Here is a 20,948-nt window from a genome sequence, read left to right as displayed (position 1 = left end):
TAATATATTGCATTGTATTGTATGATGTGACACTCTCGCCATATCAACGTGCCCGAGTGAGGGGTGCGGGCAGGATAGTTTGGGAGGTAATTATGCTAACTTTAGCGCGGCGCGGCTTCTTGCAGGGGCTTGGGATTGCTGCGGGAGCCGTGATGATGCCGAAACTTGCGACGGCAGAGGCGCGTCGCGATCTTGTAATCGGCGTGCAGCGTCTGCCGGAAAACATTAGCCCCGGCCGCGATACGTCAGACTTTACGGTTCCCATATCATACAATGTTTTCGACAAATTGATTGAACTGGATTTCCAGAACCAGATGGCGCCGAGCCCTGGTCTGGCCACTTCCTGGGAGATCAAGGATCACAAGGAAATTACGTTTCATCTTCGTGAAGGGGTGAAATTCCACAACGGCGACACGATGACTGCCGAGGACGTCGCCTTCACCTTTTCGAAGGAGCGTCGGGAAAGCGATGGCCCGGTTCGGTTGTCGCAATTCTTCTCGAATATCGCGGATGTCGAAATCATCGACGACCACACCGTGCGCATCACCATGACGGAAGTCGATCCGATCCTTGAGCAGCGGTTTGCCATGTGGTCGGGCGAAGTGGTCAACAAGCGGGCTTATCAGGCGGCGGAAAGCTACACCGACTGGGCACTGAAGCCGATCGGAACCGGTCCTTTCAGGGTCGAAAACCTGAATGCCGATGCCTTCGAGCTCGCAGCGTTCGATGACCATTGGCGAGGAGCGCCCAATGTCGCTTCGCTGCGCTTTGTTGAAGTTCCTGAAGTGGCCGGGCGGATCGCCGGACTTGCGTCAGGTGACTTTGATCTGATCACAGTGCTTCCCGCCGATCAGATCGCGACGGTGGAAGGGTACGACGATCTGGAGGTTGTCGGAGGTCCTGGTGCCAAGATGCGCATCCTCATCTTCAATCAGGGTGAGTTCGCGCATCCGATGATGAAGAACCCGCATTTCCGGCGCGCGCTCTCCCTTGCGGTCGACCGCCAGCTGATTGTAGATGCGCTCTTTGCAGGGCGGGCGTCCGTGCCGAACGGACTGCAACTGCCGAGCTTTGGTGAAATCTACGACGACGGTTATCCGGTGCCCGTTTTCGATCCGGAGCTTGCGAAGGAGGAGTTGGCCAAATCGGGATACAAGGGCGAGGTGATCGATTATCCACTTTTGCCGAACGTCATCGATACGGAAGTTGCAGTGGCGGAGGTACTGCGGGAAATGTGGCGTGCCGTGGGGATCAATGTTGACTTGCAGATCCGTGAAAACTGGAAGCAGATCACCAAGGGACATCATTCAATCCGCAATATGTCAGCAACCATGGTCTGGCAGGATCCAGCGACAATCCTCTGGCGGTTGTTCAAGCCGAGTGTCATGAAGAAACGAGGTTGGGGTTGGGTCAATGACACGTTCAATGCTGGCGGAGAGGTGCTGGAAACCAATCCGGATGCGGCGGCTCGTCAGAAAGCATTCCAGGACATGATGGGTGAATGGGAAACCAATGACCCGATGGGTATGATCCTGTTCCAGGAAACCTGGCTCTACGGCAAGAAGCGTGACCTGGACTGGTCTCCCTACCCCTTGCCTTATCTGGATTTTGGTCCAGGCAACGTTTGATCTGTATGCGAAACGTCGGTCGGAGAGGGTGGTCGCAGGCTGCTCTCTCCTTCCATTTGTAGTCCGTGAAATATCTTGAAACATAGAAGAGGCAGCGCTGTGCCGCCAAAGAATTGTATCACCGTGAGGTGATGCCAAAAAGTGCGTTCAATGCAATCCCACAATCACATTGAATGGACCAGAAAACGATCTTGTCTGCAGCCTTAAGGGCCGGTCACCGACCGGCCTCTTTTTTGTTTCTGCCATGTGTGTTTTCGACTGATCTCAGCGGATGAGGTCGCTTGGAGCGTTTGAGATTTCACGTGCAAACCTGCCGCAGCTGCCGCCATTCAGTCGGAAGTGAACCGGCATGATGAAGTAACAATTGTCGACGGGGCTCCGCACTTCCTGCCTTGTGGGGCCGGCATAGCCGAGCAGGGTGCCTTTTTTCGGGAAGAATGTTCCGTTCCTGAAATCGTCTGCATATTCAAACTGGCCGCCCTCGGGAAGGACGATCTCAACAATTTCAAGCTGCTTTTGCGACTGCTCGGAAGTCGTGCAATTTGGGTCAAGAATGCCAACGCATTCCAGGAATTGAAGGGCTATTGCTTCGCCCTCGTCGATGGCGCCGGCTTCCCAGTGCTGGCCTGCCTCGACCTGAATGGCGACGGCGGGGCTATCCGGGTCGCCGAACTGTGAAAAGTCCCTTAACCGCAAGCGGTCTGCCTGGTGCATTTTTCCAGTTAGAACGAAGGGGATCTTAGTGATTTTCGAGATGAGTGAAAGCGCTGCGCGTTTGCCTTGAACCAGCGCAACGGGTTCACCGCGTCCCTGCATTGTATGAATGTCGAGGAGATAATCGACCGATTCGACCAGGGGACGCAGCCTTCGGGCGCGAAGAACCTCACGGTCCTGGTTTTTTTCATCATGCAATTCTGCGCCCCAGACGCGGTTGATGTCGGTGTCGACATACCGGTGCTGATAGGGTTCGTCGGTATCGAAGCGCTCGTAAGCCTCCGGATTTCCGAAGCAAAACGTTAATTTGCCCCTGGTTGGGCGTAGTCCGGATCTCATCAGGCGATCCAGAATGGCCGCGCCTGCTATTTCGTTGCCGTGCATGATGCCGCAGACCATGGCGTGAGGGCCTTCGCGCTCGGAATCAAAGGTCCAGACAAAAGGGATTCCCGAGTTCCCTTCCTCGTAGGCCGAAATTTCCACTGGAGCGTATTCGACTTGCATATAGGACTTTGAGAGTTCGTCCATTACAAATGTAGGCATACAAGTTTTTCCTGCTAATACAATTTGTTTGACAAACAAACATATTGTACGGTAGAGGTCAATACATCGGAGGAATGACATGGCGGACAGCCCAAACGGATCGGCATTCATAGACAAGCTGCGCGCGGAGTTTTCCGAGCTCGCCGCCGGATCGCGCGTGCCGACCATACGCGACGTTGCTGCAAGTCATTCTGTCAGCCAGTTTTCCGTACAAAGAGCATTTGAGGCGCTCAAGGAAGAGGGGCTGATCCAGAGTTTCGTCGGACGCGGGTCGTTTATCGCCGGTGCTGACCAGGTTCCTGTCTCACAAGACAATACAAAGTCGGCGCGCGTATTGATTGTAAGTCACTCCACGCCTTCGCGGCGGGGAGCGGAAATTGCGACTCATCTGCAATCCGCGCTTCATGAGGTTGGCCACAAGCCAATCAGCGTTACTTACTCGGATGTATCGGATCTTCGCGACCTGTTGGGGAAGGGAGGCTTTGATGTCTGCGTCCTGCAGCCGCGCCGGTCGATCCTGCCCGTCGAGGCGCTGGCACTTTTGAAGTCCAAGGCGCGTCACATGATCGTGGAAGGGCGTCAGCTGGAACTGCTTGATGTGGATGTGATTGTGCGTAACCGCGCCAAAAGCATCGCCATGGCGCTGAAGCATCTCAGAACCCAGGGACACCGTCGGATCGGACTGGTCACGGAACGACTTGATGCCGGTGCAGGCTATGGAGAGATTGAAAACCTCTATACCCAAAGCCTCTCGTCGCTTCCAGGTAGGGCGCATTCGCTTGTGTTGCGGGTCAACGACGGAAGCCCGGATGCCGCGGAAGGCATTGCGGCATGCTTGAACGAGGAAATGGGGAATGCCGAAATGGCACCTACAGCCTTCGTCGTCTCCGGCAGGTTTTCCGATGACGAAATCAGGCGTGGCTTTGAGCAGGCAGGATTGAGCGTCCCAAAGGACGTCAGTGTGGTTCACCTTCGCGCGCAGGATGCCAGCACTCCCGTTGACAGAAGGCTGACAGCTGTTGGCCGCAACGCGGAACATGTGGCCAAGGCGATTGTAGACATTGTCGGTTGGCGGCTTGCTCACCCGAACGATCCTTCCGGATTGGTTCTGGATGATCCCAAGCTCGTCGAAGGGAGCAGCACATGCGCAATCCCGGCTGATTGATCATCCCGTGACGCCGAGCGTCGCGGGGTAACCTGAATTTTTCAACGTGAGTGGTCGGCATTCTTGTGGTGCGCGGCGCCTTAGGTGTGAGCAAACGAATGACATTAGAGACCCAAAACGGACATTGCGAAGAACATCTGCCGCTCGAAATTGATCGCATGTCAATCACGCTCGGTCACGGTGCCGGGCTCCGCGTTGTCGATGATTTTTCGCTCAGCGTTCGAAAGGGTGAGATTGTCGGACTTGTCGGTGAAAGCGGCAGCGGCAAGTCTGTCACCTGTCTGGCTGCCATGGGATTGCTCAGCGAAGAATGGCAGATTGACGGCCATATTCAAGTCGCCAACACACACATCGACCGGACCACAGACCGGAAGGATCTTCTCAGTTTGCGTGGCCGCGGGGCGGCCATGGTGTTCCAGGATGCCAACGCTTCGCTCAATCCGATCCAGAAAGTCGGCAAACAGCTGACAGACACGGTTGCCCGTCTGCGAGGCGTCTCCCGTTCTCAAGCGCGGCAGACCGCGCTCGACCTGTTGCGGCAGGTCGAAATGCCCGATCCGGAAGAACGGTTTCATTCCTACCCGTTTCAGCTCTCAGGTGGTCAGAACCAGCGTGTCATGATCGCCCTGGCGCTGGCAGGAAAGCCTGAGTTGTTGTTTGCAGATGAACCGACCACTGCACTCGATGTCACCGTTCAGTCGCAGATCCTGAATTTGATCCGCAAATTGCGTGATGAAACCGGAATGGGAGTGGTTTTTGTCACCCATGATCTTGGTGTGGTGAGCGAGCTCTGTGACACGGTGGCGGTCATGTACAAGGGCAAGCTCCTGGAGCGTGGTTCTGTCGAACAGATCATGACCAACCCGCAAAACGACTATACCAAGAAGTTGCTGGCGGCGATGCCCGCCCTGCCGCATGACGACCCGGGTCCGTCCACGCCGCCGCAGAGCAAGATCGCGGACGAAGCCTTGCTGAGACTGCGAAACGTTGCCTGTGACTACAAGACACGCAAGGGGACATTTCGTGCGGTTGAGGATGTCTCGCTCGCCCTTCGCACAGGAGACAGCCTGGCCGTGATCGGTGAAAGTGGCTCCGGCAAATCGACAATCAGCAAGCTGATGCTTGGGATAGAACCTCCTTCCGAAGGTTCGGCGCTGTTCGAAGGGGAACCTGTTCCGCTTCTGGGAACGCGCGAATACAAACCTTTTGCCCGTAAGGTGCAGTTGGTCCCGCAAAATCCGTATCTGTCGCTCGACCCGCGCGCCACCCTGGGTGATCAGATCGAAGAGCCTTTTGTGATCCATGGGATCGGGTCGCCGGCAGAAAGATTTGTCCGGCGAAACGAGCTTCTGGAAGCTGTTCAACTCACCCCCGCGCATGGGGAGCGCTATCCGCACGAAGTCAGTGGTGGGCAGTGCCAACGTGCGGTGATCGCCCGCGCCCTGGCGCTTGAGCCGAAGCTTTTGATTTGCGACGAAGCGACCGCCTCGCTGGACGTATCCGTCCAGGCGCGCATCATCGAACTGCTCCAGGACCTGCAGGAAAAATTCCACCTGTCACTGGTTTTCGTGACCCATGATCTGCGGCTGATCCACGGACTTTGCAATCGTGTTGCTGTCATGTGCAAAGGGGAACTGGTCGAGCTCAACCGTACAGATGCGATGTTTGCCAATCCGCGGCACCCCTATACCCGCGAGTTGCTGGCCGCAATTCCCGATGTGCTGTCCCAAAGTGCCGCTGAGTAGAAGGTGACGACATGACCCGTATTATCCTGCGCAAACTTTTTCGCGCTGCCCTGACCCTCTTTTTGGTGGTCACCTTCGTGTTTTTTGTTTTGAGGATCACCGGCGACCCTGTGTCGGCGATGATGCCTGACGACACCGACCCGGCGATCATGGAGCAATTGCGCGAGCAATGGGGGCTCAATCGGCCGCTGGGCGTTCAATACGCGGAATACTGGAAAAACCTGGCAACAGGTGATTTCGGAAATGCGTATCGTGACGGACGCCCTGCTCTGGACATAGTTCTGGAGCGTGTGCCGGCGACCCTGAAACTGACACTCACAGGATTTCTATTCATATTGCTCATCGGGTTTCCGATGGGAATTGCCGCTGCGGTCAATCGAGGCTCGGCAGTCGACCGGCTGATCATGACGCTCTCGGTGACAGGCTTCAGCCTGCCGAATTTCTTCCTCGGTATCCTGCTGATCCTGGTGTTTTCCGTGAACTTGCGATGGCTGCCGGCATTCGGATCGGGGCATTGGTACAACCTGATCATGCCGGTTATCACGCTTGGAACTGCTGGCGGTGCGGTCATCGCCAGGTATGTCCGATCCTCAATGCTTGAAGTTCTGAATGCGCCCTATATTCGCGCAGCCAGAGCTTGCGGAATGAGCGAACGGGCGATCATCTGGACCGTGGCGCTGCCGAACGCCGCAATTCCTTCCATCACCGTGATCGGTTTCATGGTCGGTGCGCTCATTTCCGGTTCGATCGTCACAGAAACCGTCTTTGCGTGGCCTGGAATCGGTCGGCTTCTCATTGACAGCGTTTCCTCGCGCGAACTAGCGGTCGTGCAAACCATTGTCATGATGACGGCCGCATCGATGGTGATCGCAAACCTGACAGTCGACATCCTTTATCTGATTATTGATCCGCGTCAGCGCTACGGCACCGGATCGGGAGAATGACCATGTCCCACTCCGATGCAATTGCAGAATTCGCCCCTCATTCGTGGTGGAAAAGGCTTTTCGTGACGCTGGCGCAATCGCCAGGTCTGGTCCGCGTCGCGATCGCCTGGCTGGCCATGATCCTGTTCATTGCACTGACTGCCCGGTTGATCATGCCTTACGACTACCAGGCGACGTCGCTGCTTTCCCGCTTGCTGCCACCAGGCAGCACGGCAATGAATGGTGATTTTCATCTTTTGGGAACCGACCATCTGGGGCGTGACCTCCTGAGCCGTTTGTTCGCGTCGATCCAGCTAACTATGCTGGTGGCGGTATTCGGCACGTTCTTTGGCGCCATTGTCGGCAGCTCCATCGGCTTTGTCGCGGCAAGGTTCAAAGGATGGGTGGACGATGTGATCATGGTCCTGGTGGATTTCCAGGCATCGATGCCATTTGTGATCATCGCACTGTCCGTCATCGCGGTGACTGGAACCGGCAACTTGCTTCTGTTCGTTCTGCTGGTCGGTTTTCAGGGCTGGGAGCGCTATGCCCGTATCTCCCGCGGCCTGACGCTGGCAGCGGTGAACCATGGATACGCCGCTTCCGTTCGCCTCCTTGGGGCCGGAACGATGCGGGTTTACCTCCGCCACATTCTTCCCAATATCCTGGCCGCGCTGATCGTTCAGGTGTCGATCAACTTTCCTGAAACCGTGATCCTCGAAACGTCGATGAGTTTTCTCGGTGTCGGTATTCAGCCGCCCAACACTTCGCTCGGCAACCTTCTGAGCTACGGTCGCGATTACCTCCTGAATGCGTGGTGGATCGCAGGGCTGCCTGGCCTGACGATTTTCTTCACGACCTTGTCGATGAGTATTGTCGGGGATTGGCTGCGCGATGTGCTCGACCCAACCACTGCAACCCGTCCGAGGTAAGGCATGACTTCGATGCGGCAATCAGCGCGGCTGTTCAGAGTGCCGCTTGTCTTTACCGGAGCAGGTCTTGCCGGTGCAGTCCTGGTGGGGTGGAGTTATGAACAGAGCATAAGCGGTGCGCTTTCGTTTCTGATTGTCGCCAGCGTGCTCGCAGTACTGGAAATATCATTGTCCTTCGACAATGCCGTCGTGAACGCCAACACGCTCAACCGGATGACGCCTGTCTGGCAGCGCCGCTTTCTAACCTGGGGAATCCTGATCGCTGTCTTCGGAATGCGCATTGTGTTTCCCCTTGCGATCGTATCGATTGCTGCTCAGATCGGGCCCTTGTCGGCGATCTACCTGGCAGCGGCGGATCCAGCTGAATATGCACGCATCATTGAAGGCGCGCATATCTCGATTTCAGCGTTCGGTGGCACGTTCCTCATGATGGTTGCCCTTTGTTTTTTCATTGATGAAGGCAAAAAGGTGGACTGGATACGCAGCCTGGAATGCCAGCTTCGTAAATGCGCTTCCATCCGAGGCCTCGAAATCGCGCTTGTGCTGATCATCATTCTTGTCGTCTCCGGTTTTCTGCCTGACGGCAAGGCCAGCGAGTTCGTATTCGCAGCTATTCTCGGCCTTCTTACTTTTCTTGGTTTTGAGGCATTGGGGCACTTTCTGGGGGAAAAAGCCAATCTGCCGGGTCACATGGCACGGGGCGGAGTGGGAGCATTTCTTTATCTTGAAATGCTGGATGCATCCTTCAGCCTTGACGGCGTCATCGGAGCTTTCGCGCTGACCAACAATCTGTTTCTGATCGCCATAGGGTTGGGAATCGGCGCCTTTTACGTGCGTTCAATGACAATCATGCTGGTTGAAAATCGGACTTTGACAGAATTTCGCTTTCTTGAGCATGGCGCGTTTTATTCGATCTTCATCTTGTCCGCGATCATGTTCATGCAGTCATTGATGCATGTGCCGGAAGTGTTCACCGGATTGGTGGGAGCCTCTCTCATTCTCTTTGCCGGCTGGCGCTCGATCGAGTACCGCAAAGCGGAAAAGGGATAGCCGGTCTGCAAAGCGGAACGGCACAGATCGAGGCATCGGTGCACATGGACGTTTCCCGTCTGCCGTTGGATCTTTGAAGTCCAATCGTTCTCAGCGCGACTGACGATAGGAGATGATCGACAGGAACTTGATGGGCAGATCCACCAGGACTTCCGGGCCGTGAGGCGCGTCTGCGTCAAAGAACAGAGTGTCGCCCGGCTTAAGGCGATAGAGCCGGTCGCCATGGCGGTAGTCGACTTCTCCTTCCAGCATGTAGAGCATCTCAATTCCGTCATGCTGAAAGGTGGGAAAGACATCCGACTCTTCGGTGAGCGTGATCAGGTAGGGTTCCACCACAACGCCGCTGGTGTTGGCGCTCAGATGACCCAGCAGATTGTACTGATGTCCCGCCCGCGTCCCGGCACGTTCAATCTCCACGCCGTTTCCGGAAGTCGTAAGGACTGCCTCCCTGGTGTCCTCAAAGCGCAGGAACAAAGTGCTGAGCGGAACGTTCAGGGCATTCGCCAGGCCCTGTAGTGTCGTCAGCGAAGGGGAGATGTTGCCGTTCTCGATCTTCGACAACATGCCGACCGAAAGATCCGCCGCGTTTGCCAGATCGGAGACGTTCATGCCCCTTTGGCGGCGAATGGCCCGTACTTCACGTCCGATGGCTTCTTCAAGGTTTCTTTCGACGCCGTCGCGAACCTTGTGCGGATCCTGAGAAAGTTTTCGATGTTTCAAGACACATTCGCCCGGCTGGTAGACATGCCCCCTTGTCCGACAACATGGATTTCAGATCAAGCCATTGATGCTTCCGGGCGAAAGCGAGACATGTCCGGCGCAGCAGGAAACCTGCGACTTATGGGCCGGTCGCCGACGGTCGCAGAGGCGACATTCTCGGGAGCTTTAAGCAGCACAACAAGCACCTGAAGCGCTTCCTTACATCTTTAGCAGTTGCTTCAGATCCGTGTTGAGATCCTCGACGAGGACCGGATCGGCATTCTTTCCGCCATCGATCAATCGCTTGCCGACCATGTAGGCGCGCGGATCGTTCATCGCTTCCACTGCAATCAGATGCTCTTTTCTGTAATACCAGAACGAGGTGGTGAGGCCTTCGCCCCTTCGCGAGACCACTTGATCATAGCCGTTGTTCAGTCCTGCAATTTGCAGCTTCACATCGTACTGGTCCGACCAGAACCAGGGTTTGGCGACATATTCCCTGTCTGCACCGAGCATGTTTTTCGCAACCGTTTCCGCATGTTCGATGGCATTCGGTACACTTTCCAGGCGGATCCTTTCACCGTTGAAGGGAAACGACGCGCAATCGCCGGCTGCCCAGATGGCGGCATCCGACGTGCGGCCGAAGGCATCTGTACGCACGCCATTGTCGATCTCCAGGTTTGCCATTTCGGCCAGTTGGGTCGTCGGGTCGACCCCGATGCCAACGATGACGAAATCGATGCACAGTTCGGATTTGTCGCTGAGGACTGCTGCCGTGACCTTGCCTTCGGCACCGGCCAGCCGCTCCAGGCCGACGCCTTCGCGCAGGTCAACACCGTGGTTCTTGTGCAGGGCGCGGAAATAATCGCTGGTCTGCGGCGCGGCCACGCGTTGAAGAATACGGTCGGCTGCCTCCAGAAGCGTGACTTCCACGCCGCATTTGGCACAGACCGCAGCCGCCTCCAGCCCAATATAGCCCCCACCAACAATCAGGGCTTTGGCGCCGCGCGACACATACGGCATCAGTCCATCGACATCGGCCAGGTTGCGCAGCACGTGGACACCGGCAAGACCGCCTCCCATGGTATCTGGTAGCCGGCGCGGATGAGATCCTGTGGTCAAAGCCAGCTGATCATAGGCAAGGGTTTCTTCCTCGAAGGTGATCGTTCTTGCGACCGGGTCGATTCCAGTAACCTGTCTGCCCAGTTTCAGAGCAATGTTCTGCTCTTCGTAGAACCTGTCCGGTCTCAAATAGAGGCGATCCAGATCCATTTCACCGAGCAGGTAGCCCTTGGAGAGCGGCGGCCGCTGATAAGGCAGGGCCTGCTCCGCGCCGACAAGAGTAATCTCTCCGTCAAAACCTTCCTTGCGCAATCCTGCCACCAGAGACGATCCGGCCTGTCCGGCCCCAATTACGACTACACGGTTCATCTTGTGCCGCCTCCGCCGGCAGAGCAGCTATTGCTGAGAAACATTTCGAGGACCTTCCTTGTCCGGGAAACCGGAATTTTCGCCAAACCGTGCCACCGGATCGCCGTGAGCATCACTAAAACTGGTTTTCCGGAATGTGAACGATCAAGCCGTTCAGCGCGTCTGTCACCTCGATCTGGCAGGTCAGGCGAGAACGAACCAGGTCGGGTTCGCTGGCAAAATCCAGCATTTCCGTTTCCATGTCGTCCTTGGCCGGAACACCTTCGATCCAGGCTTCGTCGAGATATACGTGACAGGTTGAGCAGGCACAGGCGCCGCCGCATTCGGCAACGATACCTGGAATGTTGTTTGTGCGAGCACCTTCCATGACCGTCAAGCCGTTGGCGACTTCCACTTCATGCCTGGTTCCGTCATGCTCCACGTATGTGATGTTTGCCATTTCACTACCTTGTCAATTTGCCTTGCATGCCTGGTTTGACTGTCACTCTAGAACTCGAGCAGAGCTTGCGGTCATTTCGGAATTCGTAGGTAAATTAAGAAATGCGCGATCAATATCTCTGTCAACTCAAAAATTTTAACGAATTAGAAATTAAACTTACAAAATTCTACGTAATCATGAAAAATGAGCGTTGGCAGTCAACCCGGCAGATGCTCGGTCGACGTGCCTCGAACCGGTTGAAAAGATCGATGGGAATGCTGGAGATCACCGATTGCCTTCAAAAGAGGGCCCGCTTCAGTCTTTCACGGTCTTCCGGCGCTCGGACGGCGGGATGCCGAACTTCGCCTTGAAGGCCTTTGCGAAATGCCCCTGGTTCACGAAGCCCGTGGTCAACGCGATTTCCATAAACGGCAGTCTCGTTTTCCTTGTCAGCTCGTCTGCCTTGTCGAGACGGATGTCCAGGTAGCACTGCATGGGGCCGGTGCCCAGTTCCTGGTCAAAGCGACGCTGAAGCTGGCGTTGGCTGACCCCGGCAAGCATAGCGATCTGTTTGAAGGATAAGGGATCCGCGATGTGGTTTTCCATAAGGTCCAGTGCACTGAGAACAACCGGGTGAAGGTTTTTGTTGCTTCCGGCATACCCGGATTTCTGAGGTTGCTCGGGGCTTCTGATCTCCGTGTGAATGAACCAGTCACTGACTGCTCGGGCAAGATCCGAGCCATGATCCGACTGAATCAGGGCGTGCATCATGTCGAGCGGCGCCATTCCTCCGGCGCATGTGTACCTGTCCCTGTCGATTATGAAGAGGCGACGCTCCATCAGAAACCGGTCGGAAAGTTCCGTGAGCTCTTCAAAATGCTCCCAATGAACCGTGAAGCGGCGTTTCTCCATGATGCCGGCTTTTGCCAAAAGAACCGGAGCGCCTGAAATTCCACCAAGATGGGTCCCGTGTGCAGCAAGCGACCTCAACAGTCCGGTAACAGCCGGATCCTTGAACGCCATGACGTCGCCTCCGGCGACAAAAAACAGGATATCAAGTCCATGATCCGGCCCCGTCAGGCAGGTCGTATCGAATGATGCGCCACACGAGGAAAAGGTCGGTCCGCCATCTTTGGAGAAAAACTTGATTTCGTAGAGGGTGTGTTTTGCCAGGAGGTTGGCGGCCCTCAAGGGGTCGACCGCTGCGGCTGCCGACAACAGGGCAAATCCGTCAATGAAAAAGAAGCCGATTTTCCGTTTCGTTTCGTTTCGCATCATCGCATTTCTATAACGGTGACGCGATAAGAGAACAATATGGCCGGATTAAAAAAACTTTCCCGCCGTCTGCTGCCAAACTTGGGTGATCAAACAGCGCGAGGACAAGGTGACTTATTCCGGTTTCAGGTTGATCAGGGAGGCCTTGACAGGTCATGGCGGATGGAAGCCGGTCTGGAGAAATCCCGAACCGCAATCCGCTTACGATTTTGTCATTGTCGGAGGTGGCGGACACGGTCTCGCGACCGCTCATTATCTTGCCAAGGTTTACAAAAAGTCCCGCATTGCCGTCCTGGAAAAAGGATGGATAGGCGGTGGCAATGTGGGCAGGAACACAACGATCATCCGATCCAACTATCTGCTGCCGGGCAATGAACCTTTTTATGAACTCTCTTTGCAGCTGTGGGAAGGGTTGGAGCAGGACCTGAACTACAACGCCATGGTCAGTCAGCGCGGCGTGATGAACCTCTTCCATTCAGACGCGCAACGAGATGCGTTCCGGCGGCGGGGCAACTCCATGATCCTGCACGGATCGGATGCGGAGCTGCTGGATGCCGACGGCGTTCGGCGCGAAGCTCCCTTCCTGAATTTCGACAATGCCCGCTTTCCGATCAAGGGCGCATTGATGCACCGCCGCGGTGGCACTGTTCGTCACGATGCCGTTGCCTGGGGATACGCCCGCTCTGCCGACAGACACGGGGTCGATATCATACAGAACTGCGAAGTAACCGGCTTCAGGATCGAGCAAAACAGGGTTCTGGGCGTGGAAACATCCCGGGGATATATCGGAGCAGGCAAGGTCGGCGTTGCCGTAGCCGGATCTTCGGGAAAAGTCATGTCTCATGCCGGCATGCGCCTTCCCATAGAAAGCCACGTACTGCAGGCGTTTGTTTCAGAAGGCCTGAAGCCTGTTCTTCCGGGCGTCATCACCTTCGGTGCAGGGCATTTTTATGTCAGCCAGTCCGACAAGGGTGGACTTGTCTTCGGCGGTGACCTCGATGGCTACAACACCTATGCGCAGCGGGGTAACCTGCCGGTGGTGGAAGATGTTTGCGAAGGCGGCATGGCTCTCATGCCGATCATCGGGCGCACGCGTCTGTTGCGCATGTGGGGCGGGGTCATGGACATGTCCATGGACGGTTCTCCCATCATCGACCGCACCGGGATCGAGGGGCTCTATTTCAACGGTGGCTGGTGCTACGGCGGCTTCAAGGCAACCCCGGCATCGGGCATGGTCTTTGCCCATCTCCTTGCCACCGATGCTCCTCACGATACAGCCGCCGCCTACCGGTTCGACCGGTTCGAAAAGGGTCTGATGATCGACGAAAAGGGCGTCGGTGCCCAACCCAATCTGCACTAGAGGCTCAGGAAAGACCGATGATTATTCCGCATCCTGTTTTGGGTCCGAGAGACGCCCAGGAATTCGTTTATCTTGGGGACGCATCCCTGCTGAACCGGCCGGATTGGCAGGTCGAAGGCGCTGGTGAAGCGTATCACGACTACATGTACCAACGCGACAATCCTGCAGGTCTTCATCGTGAATTGTGGTTCCACGAACAGGGCGACCGTTCCTGGCTTGTGGTCACCCGCGACACGACAACACACGAAATCCTGAAGGTGGAAATGGCGCGCGATGTCGCTCTTGGGGAAGGGGCTGACCGATGACACAGGCAAACCGTCTCGCCGGTGGGCTGATAGACCGCTCCAAGCAACTTTCCTTCACGTTTGACGGCAAGGTCTATTCCGGTTTCAAGGGAGATACGCTCGCCTCGGCGCTTCTGGCCAACAACGTCAAGCTGATGGGGCGGAGTTTCAAGTATCACCGGCCGCGCGGCGTTCTTTCCTCCGGATCTGAAGAGCCCAATGCTCTTGTCGAATTGCGCAACGGCGCGAGGCGGGAGCCGAACACGCGCGCTACCGTCGCCGAGCTCTTCGATGGCCTGAGCGCGACCAGCCAGAACCGTTGGCCATCCCTGGCATTCGACGCCATGGGCATCAATGATGCGTTCTCAAGTTTTCTGACCGCCGGTTTCTACTACAAGACCTTCATGTGGCCGAAAGCCTTCTGGGAAAAGGTTTACGAGCCCATCATCCGCAAGGCCGCCGGTCTCGGCTCGATCTCCATGGAAGCCGATCCGGACGTCTACGAGAAGGGTTTCCTTCATTGTGATCTTCTGGTGATCGGCTCCGGTCCTGCCGGTCTCGCCGCGGCACTGACCGCGGCCAGAGCCGGAGCACGGGTTGTCCTTGCCGAAGAGGATTTCGAACTCGGGGGGCGCCTCATCTCGGAAGACCTGGCGCTCGATGAAAAACCTGCGCGGGAATGGCTTGGAAACACCGTCTCGGAATTGCGCAGCTGCAAAAATGTGCGCATTCTCTCCAGAACAACCGTGTTCGGGGCATTCGATCATGGCATCCACGGGGCATTGGAGCGAGTGGGCGATCATCTGGCCTCCCCCAATCCCGACCTGCCGCGTCAGATCCTGTGGCGGATCTATGCCGGCAAGACGATCCTGTGTGCCGGGGCCACCGAACGGCCAATTGCCTTTGAAAACAATGACCGCCCGGGCATCATGATGGCGGGCGCGATGCGCGCTTATGCGAACCGTTGGTCGGTTACAGCTGACAAAAGCATCGCAGTCTTCACCAACAATGATGATGGCCACCGGACCGCACGTGACCTCATGAAAAAGGGTGTTGAGGTCAAGGCGGTGATTGATGTGCGCCCGGAAGCGACTTCCCTGGGCGATTATCCGCTTCTTGCCGGTGCAAAGGTAATCGATGCAGCCGGGCGACTTGGCCTCAAGGAGATCAAGGTGCGTCTTGCTGACGGAGGGGTCCGGACCATTTCATGCGGTGCTCTCGGCGTCTCCGGCGGCTGGAACCCGGCTGTCGCATTGACATGCCATCAACGAGGCCGGCCTGTTTGGAACGAGGAAATCGCAGCCTTCGTTCCGGGGGAAAGCCTGCCGGTGGGAATGACGGTTGCAGGTGCAGCCAATGGGACACTGTCGACCGCTGGCGCCTTGAAGGAGGGCGTTGCGCGGTCCGTCGAAGCCTTGAGTGCACTTGGGTTCGATGCTGACGCGATATCAGTGCCTGCGGCTGACGACCGTCCGGCCACACTTTCAGCCTTCTGGCATTCGGGCGAGGGCAAAGGCCGCGCCTGGCTGGATTTCCAGAACGATGTCACGGTTAAGGATGTGAAGCTGGCTCATCAGGAAGGTTTTCTTTCGGTCGAGCATCTCAAGCGCTACACCACGCTTGGCATGGCGACAGATCAGGGCAAGACCTCCAATCTCGGCGGTCTTGCAATCATGGCCGAACTGACGGGCAAATCGATCCCTGAAACCGGCACGACGATCTTTCGGCCGCCTTACACACCTGTTGCCATCGGCGCATTTGCCGGCCGCTCCCGAGATGAGGAATTTCGTCCGGTGCGCAGGACACCCAGCCATGATTGGGCGAAAGAACAGGGGGCCATCTTCGTCGAGACCGGCATGTGGTTGCGGGCGCAGTGGTTCCCACGTGCTGGCGAAACCCATTGGCGCCAGAGCGTGGACAGGGAAGTTCTGGCGGTGCGCAGCTCCGTCGGCGTCTGTGACGTGACCACGCTTGGCAAAGTTGATGTTCAGGGCAGGGATGCGGCAGCGTTCCTCAACAAGGTTTATTGTAACGGCTTTGCCAAGCTGGCTGTCGGCAAGACGCGGTATGGTCTCATGCTGCGGGAAGATGGCATTGCCATGGATGATGGCACGGCAGCACGGCTTGCCGAGGACCACTTCGTCGTCACGACGACAACCGCAAATGCGGTCAGCGTCTACCGGCATATGGAGTTTGTCCGTCAATGCCTGTGCCCGCACCTGGATGTTCAGCTCATTTCGACAACAGAGGCCTGGGCTCAATATGCCGTGGCCGGTCCGAATTCCCGAAAGCTTCTGCAAAAGATCGTCGATCCGGAATTCGATATCTCCAATGAAGCCTTTCCATACATGGGCTGCGCGGAAATCACCGTGTGCGGCGGTGTGCGGGCACGCCTGTTCCGGATCTCGTTTTCCGGTGAACTTGCCTATGAAATCGCGGTACCGACACGCTATGGCGACAGCCTCATACGGGTTCTGATGCAGGCCGGGGAGGAGTTTGACGTGACGCCCTATGGCACTGAGGCGCTTGGTGTACTGCGTATCGAAAAGGGGCATGCAGCGGGGAATGAGCTGAATGGCCAAACGTCTGCGGCGCACCTCGGCATGGGACGGATGGTATCTACCAAGAAAGACAGCATCGGAGCCGTTCTGTCACGCCGTGAAGGGTTGTCCGGCGATGATGGATTGCGCCTCGTCGGGCTGGAGGCAATTGACCCGGCCGCAAATCTTCCGGCGGGCAGCCACCTCTTTGTCGAGGGAAGCCAGAAAGTGGCGTCGAACGATGAAGGCTGGGTCACGTCTGCGGCCTATTCGCCTCACCTGAAGAAGTCGATCGCACTCGGTTTCCTTCAGCGCGGATCGGATCGCCTGGGAGAACAGATCGATGTTGCCAACCCGCTTGAAGGTGTCACCTTGAAGGCCAAGGTCGTCAGCCCGCATTTCGTCGATCCTGAAGGAGAACGCCTCCGTGTCTGAGTATCGCCTCACACCCACGCCTGCACTTGGCCAGGGAAACTCCGTCCCGGAAAAAGTCGCGACCTATGAACTGGAAGAAAACCGGTCGCTCGCCCTTGCTTCGGTCGCCGCCCGGTCCACTCACGGTGAAGAGGTTGCGGCCAATCTGGCGGCACTTCTCGGCAGCGCCGTGCCCCAAGCGGGGACCCTGGTTGAAGGGGAAGATCACGTTGCGTTCTGGATCGGGCCGGATCAGTGGATGGTTGCGGCCAGCCATGACGATCACGAGCTTTTGGCAAGAGAACTGAAAGAACGCTTTGGAGACACGGCCTCCGTCACGGAACAGAATGACGGCTGGGTCTGCCTGGATGTTACCGGATCCGATCTGCCGGTGGTGTTTGAAAGATTGGCGGCGGTTGATGCTCAGACTCTGGAAGCCGGATCCGCTGTCAGAACGGTCATTGAGCATGTTGGCTGTTTTCTGCTTTGCCTGGAAAAGGATCGCCACTATCGGCTTTTCGCGGGACGCTCCTTTGCGCACTCCTTCCACCACGCAATCCTGACGGCGTTGAAATCGACAGTCGCAATCCAGGAGACACACGGATAAAAATTGCCCAGGCAATTGCTCATTGCGATGAAACAGACAGGTGGCCGGACTCCGGTCACCTGTTTTCATTTGGGACCAGTCGAGATCGATGTTTTGATATTTGATTAAAAGTGCAATGTTTGGAAACCGGATTCTAATGGGGTTTTCAATAGTCATCCAGAGAGAGAAAAAATGGTAATTATCTGAAATAACAAAAATATTCACTGTCTAGATTATGATGAGGCTATGCTTTTTGCAATCGAAGGATTGTGAGACTTCTCCGTTTGGAATAATATGATCAAAAGTAGTAGTTGTGCGAGTCGATGATACGGTGGAGCGTCCAAGCAACGACTGGGGCGGCGCTGCCTCCGGTGGCAATCTGTTTCCGGTCAGATTCTTTCATTAGCCGCACAACTTCATTGGTCTGAAAAATGAGGGACTATTGATGGCTGAGACCGATAACGACGAACTGGTTGATGCGGCTTTCATGAGGCGAAGCCTGATGGGGTCTTCCATCGAGGCGAGTTATGCCGGAGCCTTGAGTTTTCAGCGCAGGAAATACACCAAGGACCTGGCGGGTGTGGATGTGGCTGTCACCGGCATTCCTTTTGATCTGTCGGTCAGCAACCGGCCCGGAACCCGTTTTGGACCTGAGGCGATCCGCAAGGCGTCTGCTCAGCACTCCTGGGGCCCGGTCTGGCCGTGGAGGTTCGATCCGTTCGATACGCTGGCGGTGACCGACTATGGCGACTGTATGCTCGACACGGGCATGCCTGCCGAAATTCCTCAGGAGATAGAAGACCACATTTCAAGGATCATTGGAGAAGGTGTTTCGACCCTGGTTCTGGGTGGTGACCACTTCGTCACCTATCCGACGCTTAGGGCCTATGCGAAGAAATTCGGGCCAATCGGTCTTGTTCAGTTCGATGCTCACCGGGACGTTGAGCCGGACACATCCGGCCGCATTGATCATGGAAGCATGTTCAACAGGGCGATCAGGGAAGGGATCATCGATCCGAAGCGTTCTGTCCAGATCGGTATCAGGACCTGCTATCTGGGCGAAAAATCCTACGGTATGACTGTGATCTTCGCCGATCAGGCTCAGGAAATGCAGGCGTCTGAGATCGCGACCGTCATCAAGGACGTGACTGGCAGTGGTCCGTCTTACCTGACGTTTGACATCGATTGTCTCGATCCTTCCGCGGCTCCGGGAACAGGAACGCCGGTGCCTGGTGGACTTTCGAGCTACCAGGCCTTGTCGATAATCCGTGAGCTGAAGGGCATGGATTTTGTCGGCATGGATGTGGTCGAGGTCTCGCCGCCTTACGATCATGCGGAAATGACTGCGAACGCGGCTGCCATGATCGCGACGGAACTTTTGTGTCTGAAGAGCTGGGCCAGGGGCGCAAGGCCGACGCCCATGGGTGAGTAAGGACAGCGTCAGAATTCAATTCCTCTTCCAGCCAATTTGGGCAGGAATTCAACGTAACTGTCTGGCCTCCAATTTTCTGGATTTTCGTGTCTGGCGCATTCGGCAAGTGCGGTCTGATCTTTACGTCTTTGCTCAATGGCAGCCCGTTGTCGTGCTCTCCGGGGGGGCGTTGAATAAGAATTTTTATCAAAACTAAATCTAGCCGAAACAGAAAAATGCATAGAGTAAAACAAGATAAATAGTAACTTTTCTGCACTTGAGTCTCTGAAGAGGGTGTCGTAGAAAAATTTTGATCAAAAAATGAGGTGATCATGATTGCGATTTCCAGGAGAAGCTTTCTGCTCGGAGGTGCGGCGACGCTGGCGGCGCCATTGTATGTTGGACGGGTTTATGCCGCGGATGTTGATGTGGTGGTCATTGGGGCTGGTGCGGCGGGTGTTTCGGCATCGCGCGAGTTGAGGCGCAGAGGGCTGACGGTCACGACAATCGAAGCTGATGGGCGCATAGGCGGGCGGGTTCATACCGATTACGAGATCTTCGGGGCTCCCTATGATGTCGGGGCGCACTGGCTTCATTTTGGCGAAGAAAATCCCTTTCTTGAATACGGGCAGAACAACGGTTTCGACATGTACAGAGCTCCGGATGAAGAGGTTTTCTATGTTGGAAATCGCCTGATTTCGGAAGACGAGGGCAGGGAACTCGAAAAGGCCCGCAGAAAGGCGCTGAGCGCAATCTCTAAAGCCGGCCGAAAAGGGAGAGACATTGCTCCCGCTGATGTTGTGCCCGATCTGGGGGATTGGGCGTTGACCGTGAACCTCTACGAAGGCGCGTATGAAATTGCGAAAGATTTCGATCATTTCTCCTGCGCGGACTGGTACACGGCGGAAGACGGAACCGACTGGTATTGTCGTGAGGGTTTCGGAGCTCTGTTTGCGCACAGCGCGCGCGACGTTCCGGTCACGTTGAATACCGCAGCAAGCAAGGTTCGCTGGGGCGATCAGGGAGTCGAGGTTCTGACCGACAACGGTACGATCAGGGCCCGAGCTGTTGTCGTCACCGTTTCAACAGGCGTTCTTGCCAGTGGAGATATTGAGTTCGATCCACCTCTGCCCGTGAAGAAGCAAGAGGCGATCAGCGTGCTGACGATGGGGCACTACATTCACGTCGCGCTGCAGCTCAAGGACAACTTCTTCGGGGTTGGGGAAGATGGATATTTTGCGTTCAAATCGACAGAGGCATTGAACGGTGCGCCGATGGGTTTCGGGGCGCTTGTCGATGCCGGTGGTCATGGCATTACCTACTGCGACCTTGGTGGTGAATTTGCCCGGCAGCTGTCTGAGGAAGGGTCAGGTGGAATGTATGACTATGTTCTGGAGGAGCTGAAGAAGACCTTCGGCAGCAGTGTTGAGAGCGCTGTCCTCAACAGTTCGACATTTGACTGGACTGCCAGTCCCTTCACTTATGGTTCTTATGCATCGGCGGAACCGGGCGGAGCGTGGTCACGCGCTGAGTTGCGCAGGCCGGAGGCAGGGCGGATTTGGTTCGCCGGTGAAGCGCTCAGTGAGAATGATTGGGCCACGGTTGCCGGAGCGCATAAGTCAGGTTTGGCGGCTGCGGCGGAGATTTCCGGTACTTTGTGAGTTGGTGCCGAGGTTATGCGATGGTGCGAGGCGGTGCGAGCTATGCAGCGCCTCGTTTTAATTTGATCAAATTAATTTCAATCATGCTGAGTTATCACCGGTATTGGATGTATTGGCGCATTTTGATTAATTAAAACAAGCAGAAACAAAATTGTGAAGTCTACGCTTG

At 56.1% G+C, this 20,948-nt stretch carries 17 protein-coding genes; 12 read left to right on the top strand and 5 right to left on the bottom strand.

All coding sequences use genetic code 11. From position 1 onward, the window contains the following. The first annotated feature begins 92 nt into the window (after positions 1-92). Positions 93-1,628: an ABC transporter substrate-binding protein gene (locus ABLQ08_RS25725; protein ID WP_352948321.1), complete on the top strand. Its 1,536-nt coding sequence runs from the start codon at positions 93-95 to the stop codon at positions 1,626-1,628. Between the two features lie 264 nt (positions 1,629-1,892). Here ABLQ08_RS25725 and ABLQ08_RS25720 read toward each other — a convergent pair whose 3' ends face one another. Next, positions 1,893-2,996, bottom strand: a complete 1,104-nt coding sequence (locus tag ABLQ08_RS25720; protein WP_352948318.1) for a succinylglutamate desuccinylase/aspartoacylase domain-containing protein — start codon at positions 2,994-2,996, stop codon at positions 1,893-1,895. On the opposite strand from ABLQ08_RS25720, the gene ABLQ08_RS25715 reads away from it, so the two are divergent. The 5 genes from ABLQ08_RS25715 (at position 2,965) to ABLQ08_RS25695 (ending at position 8,700) form a co-directional block, all read left to right on the top strand. After that, complete coding sequence (locus ABLQ08_RS25715; protein WP_352948315.1) at positions 2,965-4,050, top strand: substrate-binding domain-containing protein; 1,086 nt, start codon at positions 2,965-2,967, stop codon at positions 4,048-4,050. The two genes, ABLQ08_RS25720 and ABLQ08_RS25715, sit on opposite strands and share 32 nt — an antisense overlap. A 98-nt stretch (positions 4,051-4,148) precedes the next feature. Further along, positions 4,149-5,795: an ABC transporter ATP-binding protein gene (locus ABLQ08_RS25710; RefSeq protein WP_352948312.1), complete on the top strand. Its 1,647-nt coding sequence runs from the start codon at positions 4,149-4,151 to the stop codon at positions 5,793-5,795. Between the two features lie 11 nt (positions 5,796-5,806). Further along, positions 5,807-6,739 (top strand): ABC transporter permease, encoded by a 933-nt coding sequence (locus tag ABLQ08_RS25705; RefSeq protein ID WP_352948309.1) that lies wholly within the window; start codon positions 5,807-5,809, stop codon positions 6,737-6,739. 2 nt (positions 6,740-6,741) lie between these two features. Further along, on the top strand, positions 6,742-7,650 hold the full coding sequence (locus ABLQ08_RS25700) for an ABC transporter permease (protein ID WP_352948306.1): 909 nt from the start codon (positions 6,742-6,744) through the stop codon (positions 7,648-7,650). Between the two features lie 3 nt (positions 7,651-7,653). Continuing rightward, entirely contained in the window at positions 7,654-8,700 is a 1,047-nt protein-coding gene (locus tag ABLQ08_RS25695) for a DUF475 domain-containing protein (RefSeq protein WP_352948304.1), read from the top strand. A gap of 90 nt (positions 8,701-8,790) precedes the next feature. Here the strand turns inward: ABLQ08_RS25695 and ABLQ08_RS25690 are convergent, their stop codons facing one another. From ABLQ08_RS25690 to ABLQ08_RS25675, 4 genes are all read right to left on the bottom strand, one after another. Beyond that, positions 8,791-9,420 carry a helix-turn-helix domain-containing protein gene (locus ABLQ08_RS25690; protein WP_352948301.1) on the bottom strand — a complete coding sequence of 210 codons (630 nt, stop codon included), beginning with the start codon at positions 9,418-9,420 and terminating at the stop codon, positions 8,791-8,793. A gap of 198 nt (positions 9,421-9,618) precedes the next feature. After that, a complete protein-coding gene (locus ABLQ08_RS25685; RefSeq protein WP_352948298.1) occupies positions 9,619-10,830 on the bottom strand; it encodes an NAD(P)/FAD-dependent oxidoreductase in 1,212 nt (403 codons plus the stop codon). A 115-nt stretch (positions 10,831-10,945) separates the two neighbouring features. Beyond that, complete coding sequence (locus ABLQ08_RS25680) at positions 10,946-11,269, bottom strand: 2Fe-2S iron-sulfur cluster-binding protein (RefSeq protein WP_352948295.1); 324 nt, start codon at positions 11,267-11,269, stop codon at positions 10,946-10,948. A 294-nt stretch (positions 11,270-11,563) separates the two neighbouring features. Continuing rightward, positions 11,564-12,526 (bottom strand): GlxA family transcriptional regulator, encoded by a 963-nt coding sequence (locus tag ABLQ08_RS25675; protein ID WP_352948292.1) that lies wholly within the window; start codon positions 12,524-12,526, stop codon positions 11,564-11,566. Between the two features lie 106 nt (positions 12,527-12,632). Between ABLQ08_RS25675 and ABLQ08_RS25670 the strand changes: the two genes are divergently transcribed. The 6 genes from ABLQ08_RS25670 to ABLQ08_RS25645 all read left to right on the top strand — a co-directional run bounded on the left by ABLQ08_RS25670 (position 12,633) and on the right by ABLQ08_RS25645 (position 20,779). Next, positions 12,633-13,883, top strand: a complete 1,251-nt coding sequence (locus ABLQ08_RS25670; protein ID WP_352948366.1) for a sarcosine oxidase subunit beta family protein — start codon at positions 12,633-12,635, stop codon at positions 13,881-13,883. A 17-nt stretch (positions 13,884-13,900) separates the two neighbouring features. After that, positions 13,901-14,188 carry a sarcosine oxidase subunit delta gene (locus ABLQ08_RS25665; protein ID WP_352948290.1) on the top strand — a complete coding sequence of 96 codons (288 nt, stop codon included), beginning with the start codon at positions 13,901-13,903 and terminating at the stop codon, positions 14,186-14,188. After that, positions 14,185-17,142 (top strand): sarcosine oxidase subunit alpha family protein, encoded by a 2,958-nt coding sequence (locus tag ABLQ08_RS25660; RefSeq protein ID WP_352948287.1) that lies wholly within the window; start codon positions 14,185-14,187, stop codon positions 17,140-17,142. Before ABLQ08_RS25665 ends, ABLQ08_RS25660 begins: the two co-directional genes overlap by 4 nt. After that, positions 17,135-17,728: a sarcosine oxidase subunit gamma gene (locus tag ABLQ08_RS25655; protein WP_352948284.1), complete on the top strand. Its 594-nt coding sequence runs from the start codon at positions 17,135-17,137 to the stop codon at positions 17,726-17,728. The genes ABLQ08_RS25660 and ABLQ08_RS25655 overlap by 8 nt, the downstream gene beginning before the upstream one ends. A gap of 424 nt (positions 17,729-18,152) precedes the next feature. Next, a complete protein-coding gene (gene speB / locus ABLQ08_RS25650) occupies positions 18,153-19,139 on the top strand; it encodes an agmatinase (RefSeq protein ID WP_352948281.1) in 987 nt (328 codons plus the stop codon). Positions 19,140-19,450: 311 nt separating this feature from the next. Next, on the top strand, positions 19,451-20,779 hold the full coding sequence (locus ABLQ08_RS25645; RefSeq protein ID WP_352948279.1) for a flavin monoamine oxidase family protein: 1,329 nt from the start codon (positions 19,451-19,453) through the stop codon (positions 20,777-20,779). The last annotated feature ends 169 nt before the right edge of the window (positions 20,780-20,948 follow it).

Origin of the sequence: Roseibium sp. SCP14 (genome assembly GCF_040329475.1) — a bacterium.
GTDB lineage: Bacteria > Pseudomonadota > Alphaproteobacteria > Rhizobiales > Stappiaceae > Roseibium.
Note: the sequence above shows the minus strand (reverse complement) of the source record. Positions and strands in the feature narration are given on the sequence as shown.